This window comes from Ignavibacteriales bacterium (genome assembly GCA_016214905.1).
Taxonomy (GTDB): Bacteria; Bacteroidota; Ignavibacteria; order UBA10030; family SZUA-254; genus PNNN01.
On sequence record JACRMQ010000006.1, the window covers coordinates 15,396 to 40,497 of the forward strand.

General features: G+C 37.4%; 26 protein-coding genes. 19 read left to right on the top strand and 7 right to left on the bottom strand.

All coding sequences use genetic code 11. From position 1 onward, the window contains the following. Nucleotides 1-212: 212 nt before the first annotated feature. The 5 genes from HZB59_03845 (at nucleotide 213) to HZB59_03865 (ending at nucleotide 5,234) form a co-directional block, all read left to right on the top strand. Entirely contained in the window at nucleotides 213-569 is a 357-nt protein-coding gene (locus tag HZB59_03845) for a hypothetical protein (GenBank protein MBI5020546.1), read from the top strand. A 27-nt stretch (nucleotides 570-596) separates the two neighbouring features. Further along, a complete protein-coding gene (locus HZB59_03850) occupies nucleotides 597-2,351 on the top strand; it encodes a DUF262 domain-containing protein (protein MBI5020547.1) in 1,755 nt (584 codons plus the stop codon). 59 nt (nucleotides 2,352-2,410) lie between these two features. Then, nucleotides 2,411-3,133: a hypothetical protein gene (locus HZB59_03855; GenBank protein MBI5020548.1), complete on the top strand. Its 723-nt coding sequence runs from the start codon at nucleotides 2,411-2,413 to the stop codon at nucleotides 3,131-3,133. 473 nt (nucleotides 3,134-3,606) lie between these two features. Continuing rightward, nucleotides 3,607-4,077, top strand: coding sequence for a hypothetical protein (locus HZB59_03860; GenBank protein ID MBI5020549.1), 471 nt, complete (start codon nucleotides 3,607-3,609; stop codon nucleotides 4,075-4,077). Between the two features lie 236 nt (nucleotides 4,078-4,313). Continuing rightward, nucleotides 4,314-5,234, top strand: coding sequence for an AAA family ATPase (locus tag HZB59_03865; GenBank protein ID MBI5020550.1), 921 nt, complete (start codon nucleotides 4,314-4,316; stop codon nucleotides 5,232-5,234). A gap of 664 nt (nucleotides 5,235-5,898) precedes the next feature. Here HZB59_03865 and HZB59_03870 read toward each other — a convergent pair. The 5 genes from HZB59_03870 to HZB59_03890 all read right to left on the bottom strand — a co-directional run bounded on the left by HZB59_03870 (nucleotide 5,899) and on the right by HZB59_03890 (nucleotide 8,867). Continuing rightward, nucleotides 5,899-6,459, bottom strand: coding sequence for a hypothetical protein (locus HZB59_03870; protein ID MBI5020551.1), 561 nt, complete (start codon nucleotides 6,457-6,459; stop codon nucleotides 5,899-5,901). A gap of 38 nt (nucleotides 6,460-6,497) precedes the next feature. Continuing rightward, a complete protein-coding gene (locus tag HZB59_03875; GenBank protein ID MBI5020552.1) occupies nucleotides 6,498-7,229 on the bottom strand; it encodes an AAA family ATPase in 732 nt (243 codons plus the stop codon). Nucleotides 7,230-7,240: 11 nt separating this feature from the next. Then, nucleotides 7,241-8,032, bottom strand: a complete 792-nt coding sequence (locus tag HZB59_03880) for a DUF932 domain-containing protein (protein MBI5020553.1) — start codon at nucleotides 8,030-8,032, stop codon at nucleotides 7,241-7,243. Between the two features lie 38 nt (nucleotides 8,033-8,070). Then, nucleotides 8,071-8,523, bottom strand: a complete 453-nt coding sequence (locus HZB59_03885) for a hypothetical protein (protein ID MBI5020554.1) — start codon at nucleotides 8,521-8,523, stop codon at nucleotides 8,071-8,073. 74 nt (nucleotides 8,524-8,597) lie between these two features. Next, a complete protein-coding gene (locus HZB59_03890; GenBank protein MBI5020555.1) occupies nucleotides 8,598-8,867 on the bottom strand; it encodes a hypothetical protein in 270 nt (89 codons plus the stop codon). Between the two features lie 593 nt (nucleotides 8,868-9,460). On the opposite strand from HZB59_03890, the gene HZB59_03895 reads away from it, so the two are divergent. The 4 genes from HZB59_03895 (at nucleotide 9,461) to HZB59_03910 (ending at nucleotide 15,060) form a co-directional block, all read left to right on the top strand. Beyond that, complete coding sequence (locus HZB59_03895; protein MBI5020556.1) at nucleotides 9,461-10,042, top strand: YqeG family HAD IIIA-type phosphatase; 582 nt, start codon at nucleotides 9,461-9,463, stop codon at nucleotides 10,040-10,042. Beyond that, on the top strand, nucleotides 10,039-11,427 hold the full coding sequence (locus HZB59_03900; GenBank protein MBI5020557.1) for a hypothetical protein: 1,389 nt from the start codon (nucleotides 10,039-10,041) through the stop codon (nucleotides 11,425-11,427). The genes HZB59_03895 and HZB59_03900 overlap by 4 nt, the downstream gene beginning before the upstream one ends. 160 nt (nucleotides 11,428-11,587) lie before the next feature. After that, nucleotides 11,588-12,931 (top strand): SIR2 family protein, encoded by a 1,344-nt coding sequence (locus HZB59_03905; GenBank protein ID MBI5020558.1) that lies wholly within the window; start codon nucleotides 11,588-11,590, stop codon nucleotides 12,929-12,931. Then, on the top strand, nucleotides 12,928-15,060 hold the full coding sequence (locus HZB59_03910; protein MBI5020559.1) for an ATP-binding protein: 2,133 nt from the start codon (nucleotides 12,928-12,930) through the stop codon (nucleotides 15,058-15,060). Before HZB59_03905 ends, HZB59_03910 begins: the two co-directional genes overlap by 4 nt. 61 nt (nucleotides 15,061-15,121) lie before the next feature. On the opposite strand, the gene HZB59_03915 is transcribed toward HZB59_03910, so the two are convergent. Then, nucleotides 15,122-16,147, bottom strand: coding sequence for a site-specific integrase (locus tag HZB59_03915; protein MBI5020560.1), 1,026 nt, complete (start codon nucleotides 16,145-16,147; stop codon nucleotides 15,122-15,124). A gap of 375 nt (nucleotides 16,148-16,522) precedes the next feature. Between HZB59_03915 and nrfH the strand changes: the two genes are divergently transcribed. The 3 genes from nrfH to HZB59_03930 all read left to right on the top strand — a co-directional run bounded on the left by nrfH (nucleotide 16,523) and on the right by HZB59_03930 (nucleotide 20,451). Beyond that, nucleotides 16,523-16,981: a cytochrome c nitrite reductase small subunit gene (gene nrfH / locus HZB59_03920; protein MBI5020561.1), complete on the top strand. Its 459-nt coding sequence runs from the start codon at nucleotides 16,523-16,525 to the stop codon at nucleotides 16,979-16,981. 20 nt (nucleotides 16,982-17,001) lie between these two features. Next, the gene (locus HZB59_03925; GenBank protein ID MBI5020562.1) at nucleotides 17,002-18,402 is read left to right on the top strand and encodes an ammonia-forming cytochrome c nitrite reductase subunit c552; all 1,401 of its coding nucleotides are present in this window, start codon (nucleotides 17,002-17,004) and stop codon (nucleotides 18,400-18,402) included. Between the two features lie 111 nt (nucleotides 18,403-18,513). Beyond that, a complete protein-coding gene (locus HZB59_03930; protein MBI5020563.1) occupies nucleotides 18,514-20,451 on the top strand; it encodes a 4Fe-4S binding protein in 1,938 nt (645 codons plus the stop codon). Nucleotides 20,452-20,502: 51 nt separating this feature from the next. Here the strand turns inward: HZB59_03930 and HZB59_03935 are convergent, their stop codons facing one another. Beyond that, entirely contained in the window at nucleotides 20,503-20,730 is a 228-nt protein-coding gene (locus tag HZB59_03935; GenBank protein ID MBI5020564.1) for a hypothetical protein, read from the bottom strand. Between the two features lie 391 nt (nucleotides 20,731-21,121). On the opposite strand from HZB59_03935, the gene HZB59_03940 reads away from it, so the two are divergent. From HZB59_03940 to tatA, 7 genes are all read left to right on the top strand, one after another. Then, nucleotides 21,122-21,460, top strand: coding sequence for a hypothetical protein (locus HZB59_03940; protein MBI5020565.1), 339 nt, complete (start codon nucleotides 21,122-21,124; stop codon nucleotides 21,458-21,460). A 154-nt stretch (nucleotides 21,461-21,614) separates the two neighbouring features. After that, a complete protein-coding gene (locus HZB59_03945; protein MBI5020566.1) occupies nucleotides 21,615-22,376 on the top strand; it encodes a hypothetical protein in 762 nt (253 codons plus the stop codon). Nucleotides 22,377-22,382: 6 nt separating this feature from the next. Continuing rightward, the gene (locus HZB59_03950) at nucleotides 22,383-23,057 is read left to right on the top strand and encodes a phosphatidylserine decarboxylase family protein (protein MBI5020567.1); all 675 of its coding nucleotides are present in this window, start codon (nucleotides 22,383-22,385) and stop codon (nucleotides 23,055-23,057) included. Continuing rightward, a complete protein-coding gene (gene pssA, locus HZB59_03955; GenBank protein ID MBI5020568.1) occupies nucleotides 23,054-23,821 on the top strand; it encodes a CDP-diacylglycerol--serine O-phosphatidyltransferase in 768 nt (255 codons plus the stop codon). The genes HZB59_03950 and pssA overlap by 4 nt, the downstream gene beginning before the upstream one ends. A gap of 12 nt (nucleotides 23,822-23,833) precedes the next feature. Continuing rightward, nucleotides 23,834-24,088: a phosphoribosylformylglycinamidine synthase subunit PurS gene (gene purS / locus HZB59_03960; GenBank protein MBI5020569.1), complete on the top strand. Its 255-nt coding sequence runs from the start codon at nucleotides 23,834-23,836 to the stop codon at nucleotides 24,086-24,088. Between the two features lie 8 nt (nucleotides 24,089-24,096). Then, entirely contained in the window at nucleotides 24,097-24,822 is a 726-nt protein-coding gene (gene purQ / locus HZB59_03965) for a phosphoribosylformylglycinamidine synthase subunit PurQ (GenBank protein ID MBI5020570.1), read from the top strand. Between the two features lie 24 nt (nucleotides 24,823-24,846). Then, nucleotides 24,847-25,041: a twin-arginine translocase TatA/TatE family subunit gene (tatA, locus tag HZB59_03970; GenBank protein ID MBI5020571.1), complete on the top strand. Its 195-nt coding sequence runs from the start codon at nucleotides 24,847-24,849 to the stop codon at nucleotides 25,039-25,041. The last annotated feature ends 61 nt before the right edge of the window (nucleotides 25,042-25,102 follow it).

Below are 25,102 nucleotides of genomic sequence, written 5' to 3' on the forward strand. Positions count from 1 at the left end.
GAAAGCGAAACAATAAAAAGTCAGATATAATAAAAATTGGGTCCCATCGCGGCGGCGCTACTTGGTATATATAGACCCACCTAATAGGCAGAGAAACCTTGAATACAAACACCGGTAAAGAGTCAAATTGCAAATTTCTGATGATTATGGCAATATAGATTGTTGCTTACATCCTATTTCAGTAATTTAATCAAAATATCTTAAGGGATTCTATGAAAATATTATCTTATCTAACTGCGTTTTGTTTTAATACAAAAAAAGTAAAGGCAATTGTTTTAGGTGCAGATCCAAGTAATTTCTCTGACGATGGGAAACGAAGAAATCTGACTAAGGTTTTTGGAATTGGCGATGGTTACACAAGATATTTTCAGGGAATACTGAAGAATCTAAAAGCAGTTGGCTTAGGACTTGAAGATATTTATGTCGATAATATGATACAGGATTATCTTGATGCCGAGACCTCTAAAAACAAAGATTGGATTCCTCATGCAATCAAGAACATCCCAGATTGTATAAAAAGTTTAGATAATATTGATAAGAATAGAAAACTTCCTGTATTGAAATATTGATAATCATTAAATATTGGAACCGTATTTATGAAAGCAACATTATTTAAAGAAGTCGGTTATTCACTCTCAAAGCTAATTCATGATATTGATATGGGAGAAATTGGTTTACCCGATATTCAACGTCCATTTGTATGGAACGCGTCAAAGGTCAGAGATTTATTTGACTCTATGTTTAAAGGTTTTCCTGTTGGTTATTTATTATTTTGGTCAAATGGGACAGGTAATGGTGCTCGACAAATAGGAACATCAAAAAAACAAAAAATACCTAGGCTTTTAATTGTCGATGGCCAACAGCGTTTAACATCATTATATGCCGTGATTAAAGGGAAACCAGTTCTAACTGATGATTACTCGGAAGATCATATACATATTGCATTTCGACCGAGTGACTTAAAATTCGAAGTTGCTGATGCAGCAATTAAAAGAGATCCAGAGTACATTCCTGATATTTCAGCATTATGGGCAAATGGATCGTCTTCGTATATATATATTAAAAAATTTCTTTCGGACCTACGTGAGCATAGAGAGGTATCGCAGACTGAAGAGAATCAGTTATCTTCAGCGATAGATAGATTATATGATATCCAGAACTATCCCTTTACCGCACTTGAATTATCATCGAATATAGATGAAGAACACGTTGCCGAAGTGTTTGTCCGTATTAACAGCAAGGGTGTTACGCTAAATCAAGCAGATTTTATCCTGACGTTAATGTCAGTATTTTGGGATGAAGGCCGTGCACAGTTGGAACATTTTTGTAAAGATGCCCGTAATCCAACTGATGGTAAACCTTCATCATTTAATCATTACATCAAGCCTGAACCGGATCAAATATTAAGAGCAGCGGTTGGTCTAGGATTTAGACGAGCCCGATTAAAATTTGTGTATTCCATACTTCGTGGTAAAGATATGGAAACTGATGAATTTTCAGATGAAAGACGCATCGAGCAATTTGAGGTGTTAAAAAAAGCGCAATCATATGCTCTTGATCTTCAAAATTGGCATGACTTTTTAAAAACCTTATTACGTGCTGGTTATCGGGGTGGTGAAATGATAACGTCTGAGGTTGCTTTTATTTATTCTTATACCTTATTTCTAATTGGAAAAAAAGAATTCAAAATTCAACCCTTTATATTAAGAGATCTTATTGCCAGATGGTTTTTCATGTCATCACTTACCGGAAGATATACAGGATCGCCGGAATCTAGAATGGAGGGCGATTTTGTAAAGTTGCGATCCTCAAAAAATACTGAATCATTTATTGGCCTTTTAAATAGTATCATAGATGATACGTTAACGGAGGACTATTGGAATATTACACTGCCTAATGAATTAGCCACTTCGTCTCCCAATAGTCCTGCTATGTACGCGTATTTTGCATCGCTATGTTTGCTAGATGCAAATGTACTATTTTCGAAGTTAAAAGTTGCAGAACTTCTTGACCCTAGTCTAAGAACAAAGAAATCATCGACTGAGAGACACCATTTATTCCCCAAGAATTATTTAAAAAAGAAAAATATTACTGAGAAAAATGATACAAATCAGATCGCCAATTATGCGCTGGTCGAATGGTCTGATAATATTAATATCTCTGATCTTTCCCCAACGGAGTATTATCCTCTATATGTTCAAAGATTTAACAGGGAGGAACTTGAGCGTATGACTTATTGGCATTGTCTTCCGGATAATTGGATTAATATGAATTATGAATTATTTTTGAATGAACGTAGGAAGTTAATGGCAAATATAATTCGGAAAGGTTTTGAAAGTTTGAATAGGTGAATTCGGATATAAGGAATAATTAGAGTATAATTTATCTCGAATATAACGAAATAATGGTTATGGAATATTCAAATCTATTTTATCTTTACGTCAATTTTAATTTAATGTCCATCTATGATGAGGAAATGGGCATATTCATGATAGATTATATTCTTGAGGATTTAAACAAGGATAAAATCGAGAATGATGTTTATATATTCGCCGGCAAATCTTTTGATTACGAAAATGGTAAAGTAGTTTTCAACGAAAAACCAAATTGGAGGCGTGATCCATGGAGAACAATCCCAAAAGGAAGCCCCATCCTGTCACCAAATCTGACTAGCAATCAATTGAAAATATTAAAGCCTGAAAATGATAATGGATACATCCGCGCTAAACATGAATACTACCATTGGTCAGGGAGATTGAATAGAAGACCGGATAACGAAGAATATAAAAATATAGTTGACTTTCTTGCTAGAGTGTTAAAGGAGTTTGAAAAATGGTATGATGAAAATGATTTAGATTTACCTTCTGTTGATCACACCTTAAATGAGACTCCGGTCTTTAAATCTGATTCTGAAAGAGAAAAGGACAATATAATTAGAATTCAGAATGAGAAAATAAAGTTACTAACCAGAAAGCTTCGGAACACAATCCGGGCCCCAAAAGAAGATCTTGTTGATCTAGCAACCAAGCATCGATTTAAAAATGGGAAAATCAATTATTCCCAAATTGCTAAACAATTGGGAGTTAATAATAAAACCGCAAAAAGTTGGTGTGATTTCTACAAAATCGAGTAATTGGGAATTCCCCCTAATTCCTAAATCCTAAAATCTTGCATTTTTAGGAAATGGGACTGGCACCCAACCTTCTCCTTTATCTGTCGGCGATATTAAATCGCGGACACTTAAATAATCAAGAAAGGAGAAGAGACCATGTCTCAAATCCAACAAACAACCCCCATAAAAGCAATCAGAGACAAATGCCTTGATTGCTCAGTATTCCAGCCAAAAGAGGTAAGGCTATGCCCGGTGACGAACTGTAGCCTTTATATCTACCGCCTCGGTAAAAATCCTAAATACAAGATCCGCAAAACTCAAGATTTTTCGATTAAAATTCCAGGGGGTATATCAAACAACCCCCAGGGAAAGATAGCCCAAAAATCCTTAGATAGCTGGCCTATTTCTACCAACAAATCGATTTTAAAAGCTCGCCGACACCATAAATCCCATAGATCAAACAGGGGATTCCGGCCGGAAGGAGGGTTGATGTCATGAATACGAAATTAAGCCCTTTTCTAACCCATGATCATGTCCTCACTGACGTGGCCAGATATTATTCAAATCTCGATAAGCAACCTTACGTTGTTATGGTCGGTGATTATCCAGGATATGACATCGCTTCTTTATCTGAAGATAAAAGACTGGAAGTGAAGGTCGAGACAACACCGATCCGAACTGGTAATGTGGCAATCGAGTTCTGGAACTCATCGACAAATCGACCATCTGGTATCCTAGCAACAGAAGCCAATATCTGGCTCCATATAGTTATGGAAAAGGATGGTTTTATTGCTTATGAGTTTGATCTTCCAAGTTTGATAAAGCTGGTCATTGAAAGCGGAGAAATAAAAAAGGGTGGAACAAACGCCCTTTGTAAGATAATCCCGTTATCAATATTTCGAAAATCAGCACTTCGGTATTTTGCTATCATCATCTCTCATCTTTCCGTATTTCAAAAGAATTGATGGAGGATGTATGATAATTACCGATCTAGTAGTAATCAGAACTTGGTGCCCTTTTTGCGGCACCAAGTTGGAATTCCGACAGCATAAAAATATGAAGCGAAAACGAAGATATTACTGCGATAATATGTGCAAGGAGGATCATCGCATTACGTTAGATCCAAGTCACCCCCAATATCGTGAAGTGGTTAATAGACAACTGAAATTAAAAGGTTACAAAAAAATAAGGAGTAGAAAAAATGAGTACAAGTAATACACAAACGCCAAAAAGCATCGATATAAAATCGCTTGATACCATAATGAAGGATAATGATAAAGCTCCCAGCCCTATTATCGATGACGGAATCCTCTTGGATAAAACATTATTGTTAGTATTTGGTCAACCAAAAGCTAAAAAAACATTTCTCTGTTTAAATATGGGATTGGCAATAGCTCAGGGTAAATCATTCGCTGGTTTTAAAATACCAGGAGCACAGAAGGTGTTATTTCTATCAGCTGAGGGTGGTTATTACCCTATCCGTGATAGGATAAAAACAATGGTTACTGATATAAAGGAAGAACATAGGAATAACTTCAAGATGTGCTTTAATGCAAGATTAAATCTGATGGTCGAAGAGGATCTGGATCTTATTGTAGAACATATTGATGCATATAAGCCAAAAGTTCTTATCATTGACCCATTTGTTCGTTTCCATGATAATGATGAAAATTCAGCAAGTGAAATGTCGAAAGTCCTCGGCAACATCCGGCACCTAATCGAGCAGTATAATCTTTCGATTATACTGGTTCATCATGCCGGAAAAGATAATACAAGAGGATTAAGAGGTTCATCTGCTATTGTCGGTGAATACGATTCGAGTATTCATATCGCTAATAGCGGTGAAACGAGCAGTCTGTCATTCGATATGCGACACGTGAAGACACCTGAAGACCGGAAGATCATTTTCGATGATAAAACATTATGGTTCGATGTTTTTTTAAATGAAACTCCAGTCGTCAATGTTATCAAGGCAATCGGTTCGAGTGCCACCAAGAAGGAGATAGTGGATATATTAATGAATGAGCATTCATATTCAGACAGCGGCGCATATAAGGCAATTGACCGTGCAGTTGCGAAGAATCTGATTACTACAAAGGACGGAACATATTCACTTCAGTAAATTCTACTTTTATATTTTACAGTAGAATTTATGTTTTGAAATATGCTATAACCCCATGAGATATATTAAGTTATAGAAATTCTACTGAAAATGAGAGGGATATATGATAAAAGTGATAAAAATCCTTGAAAATATGCTGGAATAAATGAAATTCTACTTTCTACTGGTCCTTATATAGGGAGTATAAAGTAGAATTCTATACCACGGCAGATTAGGCTGCCCCCCTTTGTGGGGGGCAGCCTTTCTGCCTTCTAGTGGTGTAGCTATAGGATCTACCGTTTCTTTTTCTTTCCCGTCACGCCCAACGCTTTGTGGTAGGAGCGCCAGCTCTGTAAGCGACGAAGAAATGGCAAAGTCGATGGGGTAGCTCTTAAAAATTATATGTCTTTTTTCCGTACTCTCTTGATATGAGCAGTGCCTTAGGGTTCCAGGGATATGCTGATTGCTGTCATGCTAACAGCCACACTTATAGATTATCGGGTTTCAGTCTGAGCTTATATATTCATTTATCTGTACACTGCTGTCATGGCGACTGTAATGCTTTATATATTCCAGGGTGACAATCAATAATGGGATAATTACCTTGAGCGTTCAAGAGAAAGAGAAAAAAATAACCCAGCGCCGGTAGGCGCTGGGTGTGGGGTGAAGTTTAGCTATTCTCGAGCTAGAAAGCCATTGATTCCATTTGCTCGGTCACGGGAGCTGGCATATCCAAAAGATCCGGGTGGTAATTTCTCGGATATCCTTTTGCCAGTGAACGCTTGAATCTGCTCAAGAGAAAGTCAGCACCTTCTTCAACGGAAGCAATCTGATTCCAATCCGTATACCGATACTTGCCGCCTTCTCTTACGCCTGAGATATAAGACAGCCGTAAGAATTTCTTGCCAGCGAGTGAATCGATGATATCTGTTGGTATATGGTTAGCTTCATCGAGAGTACCATTGTAACCGAATCTCGCTAAGGCTTCTTGAACGAGGAATCCAGATCCCCATCCGACAACTTCTCCAGAATCAAAATCTCTTTTGAAGTTGCCAGCGATAATCATCTGCGGCTGGAACTCCTTACCGATATCGAGTGTGAGTTTTATGCCAATATCGATTGGCTGTTCTGACAATGGAAGTTGCTCACCTGAAATGTCGCTGGCATTTACGATTGTTACTTCATTGATGTAAATTCCAGGACCATATGTTGTTTTGCTGAATGGCTTATTGCATGATAATGTCATGATGTTAATCCTTTATGATATTTTGATTGATTGGTTAATTAAGACGCTCTCTTTAATGCTTGTTGAGTCAAAGACAGCTTAGTTATTATTTGAGATAATGTTTCTTCCCGTTGAATGGCAGGGGATAGATCGCCGGTGAAACCGTTCTTCGTTAGGTTAAGCTTACGGTCTTTATCCTGAGAATATTGAAGAACGATATCAGCTTTGTAAGGAAGAGTGCTATAAACACGTGGTACGATAGAGCCTGTTGGTTTATCACCCACGTACTCTTCTTTCACTCTGGTAGTTATAACAAGATTAAACTTCTTAGAAAATTTAATCTCATCAATTATTGCATTGCACATTCCCCAGACATCTGCCCAATTAAACGTTGGATATACCTTTTCCATTTTGGTTCTATCCAGATATTCAATCTCAGCAAATGTTTGAAGATCAGAACCGGAATCTATTACGATTGTTCCTTCCGGTTGATATTTTATAATGTGTTTAATTGCTACTACCATCTCAGAGAAATTCCTCACAAGAGCAACCTTGACGTTCCTGAACTTACGAGTAACTATCTGTGCACGGTACTCAGTGTCGAGTAAATACACAGGAGCAAGCTCATTCATCGTGCAAGCAAGATGAGTTTTCCCTGAACCTTCTTTACCGGCAATTAGAACTACCAGTTTTGATGCATCTTCGGGATCAGAGAACTTGAAGGCGTCACGTTGAGTGATTAACTCTTGACGTTCCTTGTCATTTTTATAGAATGGATTTGGTTTAGACATGTTATACCTCTTTAGTTTAATCGTTGAGCGAATGAGATTAACGCATCAGTTGCATAGCTATTGTTGCGATAATCAGTTATGGTTGGCTTCTCGTTGTGCCAGAATATCCTTGTAGCGGCATCGAGTAAACCAAATGCGGTATGCTTTTCATGCATAAGGTATTGATCCATAACTTTTCCCCAAGAACTCAGATTGAATTCTTTGAGGAATTCTTTCCGTAATATCTTAAGGTCAGGTATGGTCAATTGTTTGCGGTTTAGCTTGCCGAGTGTAAATGCAAGATTGGCAAGCTTTGATTTAGAGGTTGGCATGAGTGTCAGAAATGCCTTCTCCGTTTGCTCATCCCAGTTGACATTGCCTTTCTGATGCTTGAATGTAAAACGAGAGAAGAATGTTTCACTCGTCATACCGTTACTGCATACAAGATGTTCGGCATATGCACCGACAGATACTGCAAGTGAGCCGTCGTAACTGTTATGAGCGATTAAACCGAACCGTATACAGTCACCGGGAGAGATTTCTGCGGTGATATTATCGGTTGAAAGTGAGTAAACGAATCTTCGACCATCGAAAAAACATTTCCGCATCTTCCAGTCATCAATCTTTGATCGTTCAGCTATCTGATCGACAACATTCTTTACTCTTGTATTATGGACGAGTAAATAATTAGGTGAGACTACACCTATCTCATTCCAGCCAGTCTTTTCATCTTCATCTCTGATGCGTACAGACCTGCCTTGTGAATGCATTCCATCTCTGGAAAACAAGGGTGTAACTTCTATTTCAGCATATGGATTGTTCATAAAAAAATATCTCCTTTGATTGTTAATTGAATTGTTATTTAAATTAATCCTCGTTCAGCGAACGAGGTGTAATTATCATCTGCAATGATGATGTGGTCGTGAATGGGAATCCCGATAATCTTTCCTGCTTCTACAATCTGTTTTGTGATTGATAAATCGTCAGAAGATGGTTCTGGATTACCCGATGGATGGTTATGAATAATGATTGCACTTGCCGATGTTGCTACTATTGCTCCTCTGAATACTTCACGAGGATGAATAAGCGAAGAGTTTAAAATGCCTTCGGTTACAATCTCAAATCCGATCACTCTGTTGGCACTGTTTAACCAGAGAACTACAAACCGTTCTTTGACCTGATCTTTGAAAAGGAATTGAAAATGCTGTGATACATCGGAAGGTGAATTGATATATATCTTGCTGTCCTTCAGACTAGGATAGGTCGTACTGCAATCTGAAAATCTCCACGTTATTGTTTTTATGTAATGTTTCATTGTTATTACTCCTTGATGGTTGTTATTTAAGAAGAGGAGAGCATGAATTTTACTCCATGCTCTCTGGCGGTGGGTTATAAGGCAAGTCCGGTGAAGCGGAATTCTAGCCAAGCTTTACCAGGGTATTTTGTGGATGGGAATGGTGGTTTAGGATTAATAGTTAAATGGTTTGACGATGCCCAATCAGTTGCTCTTTGTGTAGCAAGCTTGATCTGATCGGCCTTCATATCGACTAATCCTCTCATACCGTCGGCAGTTGATATGTCTCTGGTAATCTCGGTTGTCCGGTTATCTTGTGTGCCGGTGAATCTGTAGAAATTGAACTTGAACTTGTTTGTTTCCATGATGAACTCCATGATGATTAAATGTTTTCATCCACAAGCGGACACCACCCCCATGTGCTAATTCGGGTTGTTCTAATTCAATAGAATTTTCAACTAAAAAGAGGGGGTATGAGGGACTTTGAATGGGGGGTGGGGTGATTGATGAAAACCGCGGTCGCACTATAATATAATTTTTGAAAGGATATACTGTTAGGGCTGAACAATAGTTCGACTTTATTGTTTAAATTGGAAGGATTTTGGTGCTATGTCAGAGGTTAGATTTATGTAATGACCATCATCTGAAGGTGAAAAAATATTTTGCGAAAATAGAGAAATATTGCGCGAAAATAGTTGACTTTGCTATGAGATTTTGATAAATTAGCGGAATAAAATTCAGGCATATGAAGCGGCTTGGATAGATTTAGGGTTGCGATTGAGGATGAAGATGATGATGGCCTACGGATGATGAAAGAAAATTTCATAGAAATGAAAGATGAATGTTTGAATCAATGACGAATAATAGTATCAGATATCCGATTAAAAATAAAAAGACGCAAAGATAACTTATGATCAAGTAGTATATTACTTAGATAATTAGATAGATTATATAATACATGTCAAGCTCGCTTTTCAATATAGATTTTTTTAGAAATATTAATTTGATCTTTAAACCTTCGTTATGGGTACCGGACTTTGAGGTGAACTCGATCTTTGAACTCAGGGAGGTTATTGACAGTACTATTAAGGGAATTGTCTTTGATATTGATCAAACGTTAATTCCATACGGTCAAACAATAATTGACAAACATATTCTAGAAGAAATAGATAAGCTCAAACAAAATTATTCATGTTGTCTTCTATCAAACTATCCAAAGATGATATCAAGAACCAATCGATTAAATAATATAGAAAATCAATTGGGTATTCCAGTAGTCCTAGCAGAGAAAAAGAAACCAGATCCAGTGGCTTTTCGAGCGTCAATCGAGAAACTTAAGCTGATGCCTGGGCAAATAGCAATGGTAGGTGATCGAATTCTGACAGACATTATCGGAGCCAAAAATTGTGGATTTAAAACAGTTCTAGTGAAACCGTTGGATGCAAAAACAGACCCGTATGTAATGGTCACTCTTCCGAGGAAAATTGAGATCACTATTTTAACAATTATTAAATATCTTACTAAGGCAAATATATTATGAAACTAATCACAAATAGATGGGTGTTGTTAACGGTGATATCTGCTATTATCACATTCTTCGGGGTTAAGGTTTTGGACTTTGCGACTTTAGATGCTGGTACCCAAGCATTGATATATATTGGAGTGACTTTATTGATCGTCATTATTAATCTATTCAGGTTACAGCTACTTTATGATCGCCCGTTTAGCCCAAATCCATTTCATTACATACCGACAACCGCAGCTTTGGCTCGTTTTGTTATAACCATCTCCCTTTCGGTGAGTTTTTTTTCTGGTTTATATTCATATTGGCCTGCGTTAATTTATCTCACATACTTTTATTTCATGACAAGTACATATGACTTGCCAGCTTATCATAAGCATTTCTTCAGAGGATTTAGAGTAGTTGCTGACTTAATATTAGCTGCTTTAATTTTCTGTTATAATGGAGGTTTGCGCAATCCGACTTGGATTATGTTCCTCGTGCCAATAACTACCATGGCACGTCACTATGTTTCATGGAAACCATATTGTACAACTCTTTCTGCGATATTATTTGTTACTCTTGTATCAATATTTTCGAATTCACCTTACATAACTACGATAGATATTTCACCAATTTTGGGAAATATGGGTTCAAATTTTTCGTCTTATGTTTCTACACCTTCAGCAATGACTAATTGGGAAAACTTTAAATTGCTGTTAATTGCTAACATCATGATGATTCTTACAACACTAATTTTTCTTGCCGAAACAAAAAACAGGTTGAGAAATGTCTTCACTTTTGCAGGTAATTTCTTTGAATTTGTTTTAAAAAATAGTAAGAAAATTACCGCTAATATGCTTAATTATCTCTGTGTTTCACTCAATGTGGAAGCAATTATCGTTATAGTTGATAAACCGGACAAACCTAATGAAATACAGTTTACTTTTCAAAACCGTAATGAAGCTGGTGATCACAATTCAAGGTGTTCATATAAAAGTATAAATGAAATGGATCCCAATCAGGAAAAGGCGTTTATTGAATGGTGGGCAAAAGCCATGGAATTTATTAAGCAACAGCAAGCATATTATAAAAAACAAGGCCCTGTTAGACGTTGGTTCCTTAAAGACAATACTTCAACTTTAGATTCTGGTGATATTCCACAATTATATTCACATACAGCACCAGCATTATTTTCAGAGTTTTCCAGTATATTTTTAAAACCTGATAGTGAAATGATGAAAATTCGTACCATTGCAAATCTTTACAAGAAAATGGACCTTGTATCGATTGTTCCATTTAAAGTTGGAAATTCTAACTTTATCATTTTAAACGATCTTCCAACAAAATTCAGAATTGTCCCTCGTCCATTCTGGGATGATGGTATTCAGAAAATTCACATGACAAAGTTTATTCTTGATTAATTGTGTTTAAAGCTTACAATAAAGCAACAAACATGTGAAATAATCTATTGACTCGCTCACAAAGAATTTATTAATCAGAGTTCACTCCGCACAGAATTATTTTGCAAACCAAATAGATAATGCTTACAAACATTCTAGAAAATGATGAAATTTATTTAATATGACTTTGGATCTTGGAACGAATAATCTCTTTGTGGAAGGCAAAGACCAATTACCATCTTGGGGGGAGGAGGGTAAGGGCATCCAGAAAATTAAAGCACTTTTGAAAAGTTACCTTGAACTTGACAATGTGAGTTTTCTTTTCGGTGCAGGTTCATCAATGAACATCGGTTCCGTTTCAATAGCTAACATTCCTAAAAAAATTGAAGACAGAATAAAAACAACTTCCGTTGATATAAGCGGAGCTCCATTACCTGATACTCTTTATGCCGAATTTATTTCTACAATCAGGGAACTTCAAAAAGCAGAAACAGAAAAGAGAACGGGTACCGGAGAAATTGAATATTCCCTTGAAACATTTTTAAACTATTTGGTTGCACAGGAATATGTTCTTGAACTTAATCCTGCTGCTATAAAACTTAAATACCTTCCAGATTTAATCCGTACAATTAAACAAGGATTGTTTGAACTTTGCGACATCGAAAAACTGTCAAATGCTTCTTGGCTGACGGGTGATGTAAAATCAAACCTTGATAAGAATAAATCATTTTATCATGAGAAGTTTACAAAGAAGATTCTTCAAAGACCCTTGAACTTAAAGAGAGCAAATATTTTCACAACAAACTATGATTTGGCTTTTGAATATGCCTTTGATAAGTTGGGAGTAAATTTCATAAGCGGATTTTCAGGGTTTCAAAAAAGAACTTTCAAGCCCGAAGCGTTTGAGTATGATTTGTTTTTCCCAGGTTCAACGACACAAGGCAGAGTTCAGAGAATTGAAAAGGTTTTACGTTATTACAAAATTCATGGCTCACTTACTTGGTTAAAAGAAACCCCGTCAGAGAATAATGTTTACGGAATATCAGAAGTGCCAATAGAACTTATCAGGGGCATGAAGGATTTTGAGAACATTATGATCTACCCTACTACAGCAAAGAAATCGTTCACTTTAGATTTTCCTTATTCGGAGTTATTCAGACAATTCTCTGCGACTATTTCACAATCTCAATCGGTTCTCATCACCTACGGTTATTCTTTCAGTGATGAGCATATTAACGATATCATATATCAGGCTTTAACAATTCCATCTTTCACATTAATTATCATTGATTACAATGGGACAAAAACAAGTGAAGAAATTAAGAAGCTGAAAGAACTGAAAGACCCAAGAGTAATCATATTGCAGGGCGAACAACTTGGGAGTTTTTCATTTTTCGTTGAAGAACTATTGCCTGATTTAATTGAGATGAATACTTATGAGAAAATTGCTGAAACATTGCGAAAATTATTTGATAATAGTTCTACTACACCTTCAGTAACAACTCCAACCCCACCAGTAGTATGAGTGAAAGAAAAATTGGTAAAGTAATTTCCGTAGATAGTTTTCGTGTTGTTGTTCAACTTGACGAGGACTTGAAAAGTCTATATAAAAGTGGTTTCAATGACATTTATGAAATCGCAAGAATCAATTCCTACTTAATTATTCCAGTCGGTGCAGATAGAATTGTTGCTATAGTAACAAGGGTAAAGATTCAGGATGAAACAGAAATTGAAAAGACAAGCGGTTTTATCACTTTGCCTAAAGCACATCGATATTTAGTTGCTACAATGATTGGAACCATTGAGAACGGCAAAGATTATTTGCAAGGCGTTTACAACTATCCAATTCTGGATAATCCAGTTTGGTATGTAGTAAAAGGGGACTTGGACAAAATTTTTGATACAGCAGTGAAAGAAGGGATTGATTATACAAAGGATTTTTATTTACCAATTGGAACATCACCAGCATTTTCTGATTATCACATTAGAATCAACCCTGACAGATTTTTCGGTAAACATGCAGCAATACTAGGCAACACAGGTTCAGGAAAATCATGCACTGTTGCTTCAATACTTCAAAGTTTATTTTCCTTTTCCGACAAAGATGGCAAGCATTTACAAAATGCTCACTTCATAGTTTTTGATACTAACGGAGAATATAAAAGAGCGTTTATCGGAGACGGGAAAGGAAATGATTACAAAGACAAAATACTTGTAAATGCTATTTGTATCGACAAGGAAGGAATAAAAGTTCCTTTTTGGTTTATGAACTATGATGACTTTGAGTTCTTGTTTGAGCCGAGTGCAAATACTCAATCCCCAATTTTAAAACGAGCAATTAGTTTCGCTAAAAATGAGACAAATGCTCTGAGTAGTGATAGCATTCCGCAATACTATTACAATAGACTTGTCGAAATTGTCCATTTAGCTAAGACGGCGGATCAAATGAAATTGAAACCTATTGTATTTCATGATATTCAAGGAATAGCAACTTACTTAAAAGCATTAAATATAGGTTTTGATTTTAATCCTATTCTTCAAAGTTTGGCAAAACTTGTGAAGAACGGAGGTAATGCATTGACTCCGGGTGAAAAAGGTTGGATTAATGGTCATCTGCAGCAAAATATACTTTTTGACGTCAGCAATGAACTTGCAAATGAATTGAGAAAGCTCTCAGTTTATATCTCCTCAAAGAAAATACTCCAGGATAAGAATATTGACCTGCCTCTTTATTTCAATTATGACAAAATGATCTCGACATTTATTGACGAAGCCATAAATGAAAACGAATCTTCAAATAATAGAATAAGAGAATTTGTATCAACACTTCGTTTAAGGTTACAAGCTTATCTTAATGATGAGAGAATTTCTGAACCATTATTGCTGAACCAAACGACAAACATCAATGAATCACTTTCAAAATTTTTAGCTTTTATTTTAGGAGACTTTTTTAAAATTCTCAATAAAACAGAGCCAGATATCTACACGAAGTATTTCAAAGAGCAAGTTGAAAAAACGGAACCCGAAAAAGTTGACTCAGAAAAGCCCAACCAAATTACAATTATTGATATGTCTCTGATTCCTTATGAGGTTTTAGAAACAATTACAGGGTTAATTGGAAGATTGATTCTTGAATTTCTTTCCAGATTCAATAATGAACAACGAGGCGATTTTCCAATTGTAATTGTTTTAGAAGAAGCACAGAATTACATTCCTGAAAAGGACAGAGGAGAAAAAGTCTCAATTTCAAAAAAGGTATTTGAAAGAGTTGCAAGGGAAGGAAGAAAATTTGGGTTATCATTGGTAGTTTCAAGTCAACGACCCTCTGAATTATCAAAAACAGTTTTATCTCAATGCAATTCTTTTATAGTTCATCGCTTACAAAACCCTGATGATCAAAAGTATGTCAAGCAATTGGTGTCAGCAGCAAACGAAGACATATTACAACAACTTCCTATATTACCACAACAAGTTGCGGTTATCATGGGTGATGGAGTGAGAACTCCAGTTCAAATGAGAGTAAACACTGCAGCACCGAAACCGAATAGCGACAATCCAAAATTTGTTGGGAAGTGGTTAAAGGGCATTGACAAAACATTTCCTGACTATAAGGGCATTACGAAAAATTGGGAAGACGGAAAAAGAGGCAATTAAATATGAATGAAAATTTTGTCATCCAAGATATTTTATATCCCTCTAGTGATGGGTAGCGATTCTAATTTAATCTCACCGATATCTTATTAACAGCACTGTGTAGTTCACTAGCAACAAGATGTGAATACACTTCTGTTACCTTCACGCTGGAATGACCAAGTAGTTTCTGCACTTCATAAATATTCACTCCATCCTGCACAAGCCAGGTAGCAAAGGTATGGCGTAAGCTGTGGAAGTGGAGCTTATCATTTAACTCTGCCTGAATTACTGAGTCTTTAAATTTATGAGAGACATGCCAATCAGAAATCTTTTTCTCTTTTATACAAAAAACATATTCTGATATGGAAGTAACCTGTTTCGAGCTCAGTAAATGAAATGCTGTCGCATTTAATGGGATGATTCTTCGTTTACCTTGTTTAGTATTATAAGCACAATTACTCTGGATATTTAGAATTCTACGTGAGAGATCAATGTCTTGCCATCGTAGGTTGATAATCTCGCCTCGCCTCATTCCGGTTAAAACCGCAAAGATGACAATCTCTTTCAACCATGTCTCCTTTATGATTGAAATGAGTTTTTCGAAATCATCTTTTGCAAGGAAGACTGGTGACTTCTCCGGAATACTCAACAATTTAACTTTGCAAAACGGGTTGCTATCTATAAGTTGCCATCGCAAAGCGGTGTTAAATGCAGACCGGAGTTGTCTCAACTCAACATTTACTGTGGTTAATGATACTTGACCCTGTCTTGCAGTTTTATAGGTATCAGCATGCTTTGGGGTGATGTGGGGTAAGAATAAATCGCCGATGATGGTCAATAAATAATTTAATGCAAGCTTAAAAATTACAACTGTACTTTTTTGGTAATTTTTCTCGGCGAATGATATGAATTCACTGATGAATTCTGATAATAACTTTGGTTTGTTTTTTTGTTTTAGTAATTCTTTAAACTCGGAAAGTACTTTCAATGCTTTTGACTTCTGAGTTTCTTCCGTAGATCTCCAAAATAATTTACCCTCGATAAAATATCCGATGTAGTAAATCTGATTTTTTCTTTTGTAGAGATAAAACTTTTCGTGAGATGGCATTGTATAATCCCTTTCATTATACAAACCATTCAACAGCAGGTTAATTGTTGGCTAAAATAGATGGAAAGAACCTAGACTTCCTTGATCCAGAGTCAAGTGTGTTGCCAATTACACCACCGGGCAATGTTTGATTTATTTCGAAATTCTTTCAGAAATCGAATATTAACTACATTACTGAGAATTTCTACATCTAATGATACAAAATAGTTTCTATTTCTGCAACCGTAACAAATCGTGGTAAATTTATTAATTACTTTTTTACCTTTTAAAATTTGTTAGAATAGTTATCATGCCCCTTCACGGTTATCTTGGTATAAATATTTTGATTCTTAAGTCAAGTTTTTTATATTTGCCTATCTTATAATTACTACCCCGATGAAGCATATTCAACTATCACTATCCATCTTCCTTGCCACCATAGTTGGCATCATTATCGGCATCGGGTCTTATACTTTCATTTATGCCAAGGGATATTCTTATATGACCGACAACCCGGCTGCATGCGATAATTGCCATGTGATGGAGGGTCATTTCAGCGGTTGGATGAAAGGAAGTCATCGGTCAGTTGCAACCTGCAACGACTGCCACACACCACCCGGCTTGATAAACAAATACCTCACTAAAGCCTCGAACGGTTTTTGGCACTCGTTCGCTTTCACAACTGATCTTTTTCCAGACCAGATTCAGATTAAACAGGGAAATCTTGAAATTACAGACGGGGCTTGCATCAAATGTCACGAGGAAATTACTGAGACCATCGGTGGAGGACATAGCACAAGTGATAAATCAAAATCTTGCATCCCCTGTCACCGCTCAGTCGGTCATATGGAATAATTAACTTTAAAGGTAAATCTATGAATTTAAATCAGAGCACTCAAAAGTCGAACCGCCATTCGTTCCGTTTTATCGCCTTGGTTGTCATTGTCTCATCAATTGTCACTATCGGATTGACGGCACTTTTAGTTAATATCTTTGAAAGGAAACAAGAGTCGAGGAACCCGTTCTATCGGATCGTCGAACTCACAGATACCACGGAAGCTCCTGAAACCTGGGGTAAGAATTTTCCGATGCAGTATGAGGGATATCTAAGAACGGTCGATCAGGTACGCACACGTTTCGGCGGAAGCGAAGCAGTACCTCGCACACCGACAGAATCAGATCCACGGTCCGTGGTTGCTCAGTCCAAGTTGGAGGAAGATCCACGTTTGAAAACAATATGGGCCGGTTATGCTTTTTCGAAAGATTTCCGGGAGGAAAGGGGGCACGCTTATATGCTCGACGACCAAACATTCACAGAAAGGCAGATCGTTGTTAAACAACCCGGTACATGTATGCACTGCCATGCATCTGTCTATGTGCCTTATAAAAAGCTCGGGAATGGTGATCTTATTAAGGGATTCGAGATGATGAACAAGATGCCGTATGTCGAGGCAAGAAAGTTAGTCAATCATTCGGTCGCATGCATAGACTGCCACGATCCTATAAACATGCAGTTAAGAGTAACCCGTCCGGGATTCATTGAGGGGATTCGTTCACTCAAAGCTTCACAGGGAATACCAAATTATGAGGTCAATAAGGTTGCCACCAGACAAGAAATGCGATCTTATGTCTGCGGACAGTGCCATGTGGAATATTATTTCAAGGGACCTGAAAAAAGGCTCGTCTATCCGTGGGCGAAAGGTTTATCGGTTGACAGCATAATGGCATATTACGATGAAGTAAAGCATAAAGACTGGGTACACGCAGATAGTAAAGCAGAGGTTCTCAAAGCCCAGCATCCCGAATTCGAGATGTGGACTCAGGGAGTCCATGCCCGTTCCGGGGTTGCCTGCGCCGATTGCCACATGCCATACATGCGTATGGGTGCAATGAAGATAAGTGACCATCAGGTGAGAAGTCCACTTCTCAGTATAAACCGTGCTTGCCAGACATGCCACAAATGGTCTGAGCAGGAGATGAAATCAAGAGCCGAATCGATACAAGAACGAACCTTCCGGATGCGTAACCTGGCAATGGATGCATTAGTAATGCTGATCGCTGACATCGAAAAAGAAATTAAAGCTGGTAGATCGGAATCCGGACTTAAAGCAGCACGCTCGTACCAGAGGAAGGCACAATTCTTTCTCGATTTTGTGGAAGCTGAAAATTCAACAGGGTTTCATGCGCCCGGTGAGGCACTTCGAATACTTGGTGAATCGATAAACTATTCCAGGATGGGGCAGGTGGTGCTTCGGGACAATGCTGAAGGACAATGAATTGTAACTCAGCGTTTGCATTCGATTTACGATTTGAAATAATCAAGAGTAAACGGCATGCGTACTAATGATTTAATCATGTTGCAAATTGTATTTATTAATATCAATTAAATGATAAACCGAATCAGAATTTATTTCCAGTCGGCAGTTTTAATACTAATTCTATATGTCGCCATCAGACCTGCGTTTGATAAATCTTACATTGCCGACTTCGAACAATATTGCCCGTTCGGAGGCATAGCGGCATTTTTCAGTAAGCTGAACCAAGATACCATGTCGTGCAGTATGAGTGAAGTGCAGGTTCTGCTCGGATTGGGTCTTATCATTGGCGCGGGATTCGTCGGGAAATTATTCTGCAGTTACATCTGCCCGATCGGAAGCACAAGCGAATGGCTTAGCAAGTTTACTGACAGAGTCAAATTCAATGTTCCTGATATTGCAGATAGAATCCTGCGAGGACTGAAATATTTACTTTTATTTATCACCGTCTATTTTACAATGACATCGGGAGAATTGCTTTGTAAAATTTTCGATCCGTATTTCTCGACGGTAAATCTATTCTCAAACAACGACATCATTCTTTATTATGCAATTCCCGCATTGATTCTCACCATCGCGGGCGCAATATTTCTTAGAGTTGCATGGTGCAAATATTTATGTCCCCTCGGAGCTGTCAGCAATATATTTATGAATGTCGGATTATCAATTGGTGTAATTGCTCTCTATCTTGGGGCAAATATTCTCGGAGCTCAATTAAGCATCTTGTGGCTGCTAAGCGGACTTGTAATTGCCGGTTGGCTTAATGAATCGTTGTTTATGAAATCCGTTCTCCTACCAATTCCCAAAATCAGACGGGATGTTAATGCTTGTACAGATTGCGGTAACTGTGACGAAAATTGTCCGCAGGGAATCAAGGTTTCATCGATGCCCGTTGTGAATCATATCGATTGTCATCTTTGCACCGATTGTGTCTATGCTTGTCCGAAGAAGCAGGTTTTGTCTATCAACAAAAAGAAAAGCTTCAAATACCTCGCACCCATTTCGGCTATTGTTCTAATCGTAATCTCACTCGGTATGGCAAATTATTTTGAATTTACTACAGTATCACTCAGATGGGGAAAACTGACCGGTGGGACTCAGATGTATGAACAATCAGGAATTAAAACAATAAAATGTTACGGAAGTTCCATGTCGCTGGCGGGTACACTTGAACAGGTTGAAGGAATTGTCGGATTGGATACTTATGCTAAAAGCAACAAAGTGAAAATTTATTATGATCCGACTGTAATTACCGAAAAGAATGTTAAGTCAGCATTGTTTACTTCCGGTAAATATGAGATGAGAACGATTGTGAATAGTTACGACTCAATAGGAGTGTTGGACATCGGTATATATCGGCTATTTGATGCGGTTGATTTCAATAATTTGAATATTTTGTTGAAACAGAAAGAAGGGATAGTCGGGTATGAATCATATTTCGGTGAACCGGTTCGTGTTACTGTTTATTACTATCCGCATCTTATCAAGCCGCCAGAAATCAAAATGCAAATCGAAAAAAAATCTATATCATATAAAACCGAAGCTGGAGAAAATAAACTCGAATTAGATTTTGACGCTGAGGAGAAGTATGAAGTCAAAAATAAAATCGCTCCTGATGAATACTTAAAAAGGATATTTATAGAGTTTGATGATGATTATTCAGATGGCTCGTTGAATGAGGATGAATTGAAGATATTTAAATTCCCATTAATTGGTTTTGAAAACCTTCAGTTCAAGAATTCTCTCGAATATCTTTCCGGATACCTTTCGAGCAAAGACGGAATAATTCGTTTCGCCGTTAGATATAACAAGGGTGTTTTCGGTTATATTTATTATGATGAAAATAACATCAAAGTGGAGAAGATCATTTCGTTGCTTCAAAAAAATAAAATATCATTCTATATAACTGAGACAGAGAAAGAAGAGGTAGACAATCCGTTAGAATATCACGGTGGGGGGAGAAGTTATGATGTCTCCGAATTGACTCGTGTAGAAGGGGGAGGGCAATAAAAAAGGCAGAAGGTTTGCACCAACTGCCTTGAAGAAACAGAAAATAATAAATTATTCTTTCTCTTTTTCTTTTTTCTCAGAGGCGCATTTCGACCTATCAGAGCAAGTTGCGGAACAGTCTTTTTTTACTTTTTTGATTTTCTTTGTTTTAGTTACTTTCTTTGTAACCTGCTCTGTGGTTTTGACTTCCTTCACTTTTTCTTTTACTTCCTGTGCGTTCGTGAGTCCGCTGAAACTCAGAAATAGCAGAATTGCGAAGAGCGTTGTTAATTTCCTCATGGTTTTTCCTTGTATATTGATATTTGGTCAGTTGAATTAGATGTAAGATATGAAATGCTATTCACTCTATCAAATCAGCGTTAAGTCATTTGTGAATTATAGATTCGGTGTATCTGATCCTTAAGTTGTCTATCATTTGAATTATGATGAAGCATGTTTTTGGAATGCGCGATTAATTTTAGTTCGCATACTGATTATAATTACGGTCTCACCTATCATTCTCCAAAATTAATATGAATTTTGCTGACTATTCAATTTATTAGCGTGCTTAACTTAATTTGGTTATCCGAAGAATATCTCTTAATTTATTAATAATGTTGGTTGTGGTGTAAATTTATATTAATTAAAACATGTAAAGATAATTATTTTCGTACGATATTAAGAGGAAAATATGGATTACAAGAAGTTAGAGAATCAATTTATGATGAAGCTTCTCGCATATGCCGGAAAAGATGTATCTGAATTGTACTCCAGACGTAATGATTTTTTAAGCGGTAAGAGTATGAGTTACTGTAAAATTAAAGCGGTTAAATTCCCCAGATCAAAAAACATGATGGAGTTCGAATCTACCGAAAAAGCATTTAACCTCGGATATGAATTCGGAATCAACATCGGCATAGATACATTTAATAGCATTATTGAAGGGATGAATAATTCGAAGTCATTGAAACACAAAAAACTTCTCTCAAAAACAATTTTGAAAAAATTGCGTAAATCCAAAACCCAATAATTGAAATTAACGAAGTTAGTATCGACAATATTTTCTTTGGCAGGGTTGTTTATTTAATGTTACAGTTTAGATAAGAGCATCAAACCACATGCTTTTTTGACTTTCACACGTATTTTTGTTATATATTAATCGCAATCGTAAGTATTATGGCATTATGAAACTACAAAATCAACCTCTTCCCGATGGAACACTAACCGAGGGAATAAAATCTGAAAACCAAAATATTTTATTCGAACATCAAGGCAAATTAATCCAAAAGGGCGATAGACCCGATATCGCTGTTCAAAAATTTTTTTCAAACGGTGTCGATAAAAATTCGCAATCGACAAATACAGGCGAGCTGGATGAACTGCGTAATCGTATCTCCTGTTATCTGTTTGAATATTTAGATGGATTTCATATCCCCACGCACTTCATCGCGAAGATTTCTGCAGTCGAAATGATGATTCGAAGAACCGAGCCGGTTCCGATCACACTCAAAGTTCATAATATAATCAACGGTTCACTTATCAAACGATTGGGGATAAAAGAAACCGCAAATATTGATTTTCCAATCATCGAGCATTATCTCAGGAACGGCCAGGGCAATAGCGCATGGCTCAACGAGCATCATATTTATGCGTTGGGAATAGCCACACCCGACGAGTTCAAACATATCAATCGGATCGCCGCCAAGGCAAATGCTATCTTGAAAAGTTTATGCGAGCGAAGACAATTGATATTGGCAGATGTTCAGTTTGAATTCGGGAGAGCGAAGACTCAGATATATCTTGCCGATGAATTATCGCCAATTACCTGCCATTTCTTAGACGGGTCGGTTGATGGTAAGACTAAGAGAGATAGGTTCCAGTTGGACCAGGAGGATACCACCACCGTGATTTTACAGTTGGCAGATAGAATCATGCTTAAGGCGTAACCCGACGTGATTACGAAATACGGTATTGATATCGTCGTGATAGCTCTGGTATCAGCTGCGATTATTTTAATTATCAGTTATTTATATATCGAACGAGATTGGCTTCGGTGGCTGATATCGGTTGCAACCATCGTTGTTGTCGCTTTAATTTTGAATTTCTTCAGAGATCCCGATCGTGAAACTCCCACAGAAGAAAATATTATCGTTTCACCTGCCGATGGTACGGTTGTTTTGATAAAAGAAATATATGAGCCCGATTATCTCAAATCAGAAGCACTGCAAGTGAGTGTATTCATGTCTCCGCTGAATGTTCACGTCAACAGATTTCCCATGAGCGGTGAAGTGGGTTATTTCAAACATATCGAGGGGGAATATATTGTAGCGTTTGACAATAAATCTTCTGAAAGAAATGAACGCACGTTGATTGGTTTAGAAAAAAACGGATTGAAGATATTATTCAAGCAAATTGCAGGTACCGTTGCGCGACGTATAATCGCAGAGACAAAAGTTGGCGATAAAGCAGAAATAGGCAAGCGATTCGGTATGATCAGGTTTGGTTCGAGAGTCGATGTTATTATGCCGAAGAACAGTTCGATAACCGTGCAGTTGAACGATAAAGTTCGCGCAGGTGAAACAATTCTAGGTCGGATTCCAAAATCATCTCAAGGTACAAGACAATGAGGATTACACGCGCTGTAGTACCAAGTTTGTTTACCGTTCTGAATATTTTTTGCGGCTTTCGGTCGATCATTCACTCATCTCAAAATGATTATGTGCTTGCGGGATGGTTTATAATACTTGCCGCAGTTTTTGATATGCTGGATGGAGTGATGGCGAGAATTACAAAATCAACAAGCGACTTTGGTGTAGAGTTAGATTCTTTATCCGATGTGGTATCGTTTGGTGCGGCTCCATCTTTTATGCTTTACAACTTGCATCTGCACACACTGCAAGGGTGGGGGATGTTGTTGAGCGCCATGCCGATGATATTCGGCTCTCTTCGTTTGGCAAGATTTAATGTACAATTAGTGGGTCATGATAAAGACTACTTCAAAGGATTACCGATACCGGCAATGGCAATCACTTTTGTTTCGTTCGTTTTGCAATATATCAATGAATCAAATCAACTTCCAATATTAGCTGCTTCAATACTGCCGTATATGGTCGTTATTCTATCATTGTTGATGGTCAGTAATATTAAGTACGACACAGTACCTAAGTTTTCTAAACGCGGAATAAAGCAACATCCGCTTCGTTTTACCGTCGGTATCATAGGTTTGACGGTGATTATTATGACGAAAGGAGCGGCACTTTTTCCTTTTTTCGTATTCTTTCTGGCTACCGGGCCGATAAGATATGTAATAAATTTTTTTTCACATCATCTCCGCGAATCGGAAAAGATAGCGGAGAGTAAAGATTCTGAAATATCAAGTATTGATATTTGACGAGGTGACGGAATGTATCAATCTAAAATCAACGTAACATTACGCAAATCGATTCTGGATCCGCAAGGTAAAGCGGTTCATCACGGACTTGAGAGTCAGGGATTGAAATCTATTACGGAAGTTCGAATCGGAAAATATATTGAGTTGATGATTGACGTGGATAGCGAAACCGACGCGAAGCGAATTACTGAAGAAGCATGCAAAAAATTATTGGCAAACCCTGTAATGGAAGATTATACATATACAGTTGAAAAAATCTCAAGTTGATACCAACCGTGTCTTATCCAAAGCATAAATTCGGTGTAGTTGTTTTCCCGGGGTCGAACTGTGATCATGATGCGTTTTATGTCTTAGAAAATATCTTCGATCAGGATACAAAATTTCTCTGGCATAAAGATAACTCACTTGAAAATGTCGATGTCGTGATTTTGCCGGGTGGCTTTTCTTATGGCGATTATCTAAGATGTGGCGCTATTGCCCGATTCTCACCCATAATGAAACAGGTGATATCGTTTGCCCGCGACGGCGGTATCGTCATCGGCATTTGTAACGGCTTTCAGATCTTGTGCGAGTCTGGTTTATTGCCGGGTGCGTTGCTGAGGAATGAGGGACTGACGTTTGTTTGCAAAGATGTTAATATACGGATTGAGAATTCCAATACTTGCTTCACATCCGATTGCACGGCTGGTGAAGTATTGCGAATACCGATTGCGCACGGAGAAGGAAATTATGTTGCAGACGATGAGACATTAAATATGCTCGAGCACAACGGACAGATTTTATTTAGATATTCCAGTTCGGATGGATCTATTTCGCAGGAATCAAACCCAAACGGTTCTATAAAAAATATCGCCGGAATTATGAATGAGCATGGAAACGTTATGGGACTGATGCCGCATCCTGAACGAGCTTCAGATCCTGTGCTTGGGCGGGAAGACGGGAAAAAAATATTCAGTTCGGTTATTAAAAGTTTAGTTGGTAGAAATACTTTAAAGAATTAAATTACTGTTGAAAGGAGTTACTATATGTTCGGAAATTTAGGCACTGGCGAAATAATACTTATACTTCTAATAGTTCTGATTTTCTTCGGGGCGAAGAAAATCCCTGAGCTTGCGCAAGGATTAGGCAAAGGATTACGAGAATTTCGGAAAGCGGCGAAGGATATTCAGGAAGATATAAACAAACCACCGGAAGAAAACAAAAAGATCGAAAACAAATAGCATCCGGATTCCACGATTCTTTATAATCTTATTTTCGTTGAATTGTTAATGGATGCGTGAC